Annotated in this window: 2 protein-coding genes and 1 pseudogene; all 3 read left to right on the top strand. The window is 59.5% G+C overall.

Annotated elements, in window-relative coordinates:
- Positions 1 to 67: 67 nt before the first annotated feature.
- The 3 genes and pseudogenes from ACFMO7_RS18830 to aspS all read left to right on the top strand — a co-directional run bounded on the left by ACFMO7_RS18830 (position 68) and on the right by aspS (position 6,156).
- Positions 68 to 2,431, top strand: a complete 2,364-nt coding sequence (locus tag ACFMO7_RS18830; RefSeq protein ID WP_376797032.1) for a Stp1/IreP family PP2C-type Ser/Thr phosphatase — start codon at positions 68 to 70, stop codon at positions 2,429 to 2,431.
- Between the two features lie 473 nt (positions 2,432 to 2,904).
- A pseudogene (gene iscB, locus ACFMO7_RS18835) lies at positions 2,905 to 4,259 on the top strand (RNA-guided endonuclease IscB).
- 88 nt (positions 4,260 to 4,347) lie between these two features.
- Complete coding sequence (aspS, locus tag ACFMO7_RS18840; protein WP_376797033.1) at positions 4,348 to 6,156, top strand: aspartate--tRNA ligase; 1,809 nt, start codon at positions 4,348 to 4,350, stop codon at positions 6,154 to 6,156.
- The last annotated feature ends 390 nt before the right edge of the window (positions 6,157 to 6,546 follow it).

Consider the following 6,546-nt stretch of genomic DNA (forward strand, 5'->3'; position numbering starts at 1 on the left):
AAGTCTCGGAATTGCCTAGTGTGCACATCACTCAATCGCGAGCTATCAAGTACGGGAGAGAAGTGCTTTGGCCAAACAACTCCGTCTCGACGTTGCACAGCTAACAGACGTTGGCCGCAAGCGTGAGCACAATGAAGACAATATGGCCTATGTCATCCCCAAGGACCCCCAGGTGATGGCAACCAAAGGCTCACTGTTCATTGTGGCCGATGGCATGGGCGGTCATGCGGCGGGGGAGGTGGCAAGCGAGATTGCCGTAGACACTGTTAGCACGGCATACTATCAGGACGACAGCGATGAGGTTCCGGTCGCCCTGGTCCGCGCCATTAAGCGCGCCAATGCCGCCATTCATCAACGCGCAGCCGAGAATATGCTGCGCAGCGGCATGGGCACAACCTGCGTGGCAGCGGTGCTGCGCGGGAATATGGCCTATATTGCCAATGTGGGCGATAGCCGCGCTTATCTGATCCGCGGCAAGACGGTCAAGCAGATCTCTCAGGATCACTCCTGGGTTGCCGAGCAGGTACGCGCAGGCTTGCTGACTGAGGATCAGGCCCGTACTCACGCGCAGCGCAATGTGATCACTCGCTCGCTGGGCACACAACCCGATGTCGAGATCGATATTTTCACCGAGCCACTGCAGGAAGGGGATTCGCTGGTCCTCTGTACCGATGGCCTCTCCGGGCTTATCACCGAGGACGAGCTGCAGGAGATTGTCAACCGCTTTGTTCCTCAGGAAAGCGTCTATCATCTGGTAGAGCGCGCTAATGAGAATGGGGGACCCGACAATATTACGGCGATCGTCATTCGCGTCAATGAGGTGGGCGTGGAACCTCCACCTCGTCAGCGGCGCCCGGTGACGGTCGGCGGCCCCGAAGAGGATACGGCCATTCTGGAGACTTCGCTGGCTTCCTCGGGCGGCCAGGCGGGGGCCCGCTATGGGAACGGCCATAGTGGCACCTTCTCTTTCTCCCCTCGCCCGGCACCGGCCCTGTCGGAGATGCCGATGCCTGCTCTTGCCCCACCGTTAGCCAAGCGCCGGCGGCGGGGACGCATCTTCTTGCTGAATGTGGCCCTGCTGGCTGTGGTATTCCTGGCTCTGGTTGCTGGGGCGGTCTACTATCTGGTCCTCCGCCAGGGACCTGACCCTGATCAGGTGCTGGCCCAGGCAACTACGCTGGTCAACCGCGCGGCCGGCGAGTTGAATAGCGATCCGGTGCGCGCCCTGCAAGACCTGGCCAGCGCTCAGCAGTCTCTGCGCTCGCTTCAGGGCCTGACCCTCTCCGATGCCCAGCGTACACAGCTCACCAGCCTGCAGCGCTCTCTGACCAGCCAGGCCCAGGCCGCCCTGGCTGCCTATAATAAACGCTTCGGTATTACCTCCCTGCCTTGCTCCAGCACCGCTGTCAGCCCAATCAATACCGGCAGCCTTGCGACTCATGCCCGCAGCCTGGCGGCTTTGGAGCAGAAGGGGAAGACCCTCTTGTACGCCCTGGGAGAAGATAGCCAGCTCTACCCGCTGATGCAGGTCAATCAGCAGTATAGCCTGCAGAGCCACCTCGAGCTTGACGGCAAGGTCCTCGGCGTTGCTACCGCTAACGATGGCTCGCAGCTCTACCTGCTCATTGCTCATTCTGGCCAGAGCCAGGGGGCAACCTCTACTAGCTATGAGCTGGCCGTTCTGCAGGCCGGCCAGACGAAAGCTAAGACGGCCCCCATCGATACGGCCCTGACCTCAAATGGCCAGGTGCCTTCCTTAATCGCCGCCTGGGACAGCGATGTCTACGTGGTCTTTTCCTCCAAGCAGGCCCCCAACAGCGCCCAGATCGTCGACTTCGATCGCACGAAACTGACGACCAAACAGGCTCCCCTGCCGGTCTCGGCCAACGTGGTCAGCATTGCGGCTTTTCCCAACAATCAGCTCTTTCTCCTGCTGGGCGATGGCAGCGTCCAGAGCCTCCAATATAGCTCGGGCAAGGCCCAAGAGCCTGTCCCTGTGCCTGTCCAGGTGCAGCGTCCCATTCCGGGCACCCTGCCGGTAAGCGAGCGCGGCTTCACGCTGGCTACTCCCGTGCCCACCGTCACCGTGCCGGCCCAGCAAGGCCCTGTTTCCCTGGTGGCCTCTAACAAAGCGATTCTCTCTTCTGGCCTGGTAAATCATATTCCTCATCTCTATATCGCCGATAGCGCTACCCATCGCCTGCTCGCCCTTACGCCGCTCGGGGGTGGGGCGGCGGGAGGAACGTCTGGCTCTAACAGTATTCTCATGCAGCTTACTGGACAGTACGCCTCTCCGATCCTGTTCGCCTCCCTGCGTGCCGCCCAGCCCGATCCGGCTAAAGGGACCTTGCTCTATGCGCTAGCGCAGAACACGGCCTCCCTTCTCAATGTGGTCTCTGTAGACACCAGCTCCTCGGGGAGTTGTGCCTGAGCGCCAGATGGTGTACACTTGGTGACAACCATCGCCGAGAGTTCTTGGCAGGGACCGCTGCCTGGGAGGCTTTCTTTCTTTTTCTGAGCCATCGGTGTCTGTCCACGGGAAGCGGTTTCCGTGGCCTGTGCGTGAAGTGAAAGGGCAGTCATAGACCCCACGGCTAAAGCCGGGGGCTTGAAGGCACTGGAAGGTGCCTGAGCACCTTCAGCGGAAGCCGGTATCTATGACCATCCTGAGCGTCGGAGTCCGAAGGACAAGGGCAATGAGGGCGCTACGTTATCCCGGTCATCACGTTCGGGATGCTTCTCCAGTCTCCGGGAGACGTGGCCGCTGGTGAAACAGCGGACGGGAGTGCAGCGAGCGATGCCGCCGGCGCAAAAAGCCGGGAGAACCTTGGGGAGGAGAGACGGCGGCCGAGTCCGGCTGTCGCGTCACCAGGCCCGTAAGAGCACTCCGAAAGGAGTGGGAAGATGGTTTTTGTCTTGGACAAGCGCAAGAAGCCGCTCATCCCCTGTACGGAAAAACGGGCGCGGTTCTTACTGAGACGTGGTCGTGCAGTTGTGCATCGGAGGTGCCCTTTATCATCCGGCGAAAAGACCGGACGGTGGAGGAAAGCGATCTGCAACCGATGCGGTTGAAGCTGGATCCAGGAAGCAAAACAACTGGATTTGCTGCTCTCCGGGAAGATGGACCGAACAAAGCCGAAGCCGTTTTTCTCGGAGAGATTCGGCACAAGCCGGAGATCAAAGGCCAGTTGGACGCCCGTAGGAGCCTGCGTCGCAACCGGCGCTACCGCAAGAGACGGTACCGCAAACCCAGATACACCACCCATGCCAGGGTAGAAGGATGGCTCCTACCATCGTTGGAAGCACCGGTTGGACAGACGATGAGTGCGGCCACGAAAGTGGCCTGTTGGCTACCGATTACCTCCATCTCGATGGAACAGGTGAAATTCGACATTCAACTGCTCCAGAACCCGGAAATCAGCGGGGTGGAGTACCAGCAAGGAGAACTCTTTGGACGTGAAGTCCGGGAATACCTGCTGGAGAGACGGGGGCGAAGGTGCGCTTCCTGCGGAAAGGAAGGCATGCCGTTGGAGGTGGAACACGTCGTGCCGTGGAACCCGAAATGCGGGCCAAAGGGCACCAACCGGATCTGCAACCTGACGCTGGCATGTAAGGAGTGCAACCGGGCAAAGGGGAATCTCCAGCCGCATGAGTGGCTGGAACAGTTGAAGCGGTCACGACAAAAGATCGACCGGATTCGGGCGGAGCATCTCCCGGAAGTGTTGAAACAAGTAAAGGTGCCGTTGAAGGATGCAGCGTTCATGAACGCCACGCGGTGGGCGTTGTCCCATCGGCTTCTGTCCTTGGGCCTGCCAGTGGGATGCGGTGCGGGTGCGAGAACAAAGAAACAGCGTTTGGAACGTGGGTTGCTGAAAGAGCATTATTACGATGCCTGCTGTGTAGGTGCCAGCAGGCCGGAAAAGATCGTTATAGCGCAAAGGGATGCGCCCGTTTGGTCGGCCGTTGGCCGTGAAACGCGGAAGATGTGCAACACGGATGCTCATGGTTTTCCGGTCGGTCACCGAGAACGGCAGAAGAGGCACTTCGGCCTCCAGACTGGGGATATGGTGGTGGCCGACGTGCCAATGGGGAAGGATGCGGGGAGGTGGATCGGTCGTGTAGCTGTCCGTGCTAGCGGGTGTTTCGACAGCAAGGACAGTTCAGGGAAACGTCTTTGCCAAGGCATATCGCACAGGCACATAAAATTGTTGCAGCAAGCAGATGGATGGCAATACGAGAAGAAAACAACAGCGAGCTGACGCCCGCGCCGCACTTCCTCCCCATGCCTGAAGGCGGGGGCATCCGTGTGGCGGAAAGGAATTGGTGAAGAAGGAGTCCTGAGCAATCGTGAGTTTCGCCGTACATTATCGTACCCATACCTGTGGAGAGCTGCGTCGCGAGCATTGTGGGCAGCAGGTGCGTCTGGCGGGTTGGGTCAACCGCCGGCGCGATCATGGAAGTCTTATCTTCCTTGATCTGCGCGATCGCTATGGAATCACTCAGATCGTTTGCGACCCCTCGCGCTCGGCGGAAGCCCACCGTGTGGCCAGCGAGCTGCGGGCGGAGTATGTGATCGAGGTGACGGGGACGGTGGCGCCCCGCCTGCCGGGCACAGAGAACCCTCACCTGGCGACGGGGACCATCGAGGTAGCCGCCTCCACTATTCGCGTGCTCAATCCCGCGCGTGTGCCCCCTTTCTCGATCGCCGATGAGAGCCAGGTTGATGAGGTACTGCGCTTAAAGTACCGCTATCTTGATCTGCGCCGGGCTCGCATGCGCGAGAATATGATCCTGCGTCATCGCCTGATCAAGGCGATGCGCGATTATCTCGATGAGCGGGGTTTTCTGGAGATCGAGACCCCGATGCTGATCAAGAGCACTCCCGAGGGGGCGCGCGACTACCTGGTACCCAGCCGGCTCTACCCTGGTCAGTTCTATGCTTTGCCACAGTCGCCGCAGCAGCTCAAGCAGCTGCTGATGGTCGCTGGCCTGGACCGCTACTTCCAGATCGCGCGCTGCTTCCGCGACGAAGATCAGCGCGCCGACCGGCAGCCGGAATTTACGCAGCTCGATGTGGAGATGGCCTTTGTCGATGAGAACGATGTCATGAACCTCATCGAGGGGCTGCTCATCTTTGTGGTCGAGCGGGTGACGCAGAGGCGCATCAAGGAGAAGCCTTTCCCACGTCTCTCCTATCAGGAAGCTCTGGAGCGTTACGGTAACGATCGTCCCGATCTGCGCTTTGATCTGCCGCTGGTGACGATCTCTGACCTGGCGGCTGGCAATTTCGGGGTTTTTCAGCAGGCGCTGGAGGCGGGCGGCGCTGTCAAAGGTGTCCGCGTTCCGGGAGCAGCGGGCTACAGCCGCCGCGAGGTGGAGGAGCTGACCACCTATGCGCGTAGCCTGGGCGCCAAAGGTCTGGTCTCGCTGGCTATTAGCCCGACAGGCGAGCTGAAGTCAGCTCTGACCAAGTTCCTGACGCCGGAGCAGCTGCAGGCCATCGTGGCGCGCATGCAGGCCGGACCAGGCGATCTCCTGCTCTTCGTGGCCGACCAGCTCGAGGTCTGCAATGAGGTGCTCTCTCGCCTGCGCTTGCGCTTGGCTGAGCGCCTGAAACTGATCGATCCTCAAGAGCTGGCCTTTTGCTGGGTGGTCGATTTCCCGCTGCTCAGCTACAACGAGGAAGAGAGGCGCTACGAGGCGGAGCACAATCCCTTCTCCGGCATGCGAGAGGAGGACATCCCCTTGCTGGAAACGGAGCCGCTCAAGGTGCGTTCGCGCCAGTACGATATCATTTGCAATGGCATTGAGATCGGCGGGGGCAGCGTCCGTATCAATGTGGCCTCGCTGCTGCATAAGGTCTTTTCTTTGATGAACTACAGCGACGAGCAGATTCGCGACCGCTTCGGCCATATGCTGGAAGCCTTCGAGTACGGCGCTCCCCCTCACGGCGGCATCGCCTTGGGCCTGGATCGCCTGGTGATGATTCTCGCCGGCGAGCAAACAATCCGGGAGGTGATTGCCTTCCCCAAGACCCAGAGCGCCCAGGATGTCTTGCTCAATGCCCCCTCGCCTGTGGATGAGCAGCAACTGCGCGAGCTGCATCTGCAGGTGCGCGCCGAGCCGGAGTCGCCTCAGCCCTCGACCCAGAGCTGAAGAGCAGAAAAGGTTGCGTCTAGGGCCAGGGAGGACCAGCTGACCGGGGCGCTGATCCCCTCGACGTTCAGCGCCAGGTCGATCCCGCTGGTCCTCCTTTCTCCGCGCGAGCAGCCCTCAGGCCACCGTGACCGCTCTTCCCCTTTTCCGTGTACTGCTTTTTCTCTATATAAAATTAATTGAAGGTTAATACTTATATGCATCTGAATTTGCTAATATTGTTTAGTAAAATTTGTATCTTTTTCCTGCCCAAAAATTCGCCTGTGAGTTAACGATAGATTTCTCCTTAATACGATTTGGATAGGCAAGTATACTGGAAGTAGATCCCCCCAGATCTAGAGAAAGTTTCAAATCACCCGGATGGGAGGATGGAAGGAGAAGAAGACAATG

It is taken from the genome of Thermogemmatispora sp. (assembly GCF_042408735.1).
Classification (GTDB): Bacteria; Chloroflexota; Ktedonobacteria; order Ktedonobacterales; family Ktedonobacteraceae; genus Thermogemmatispora.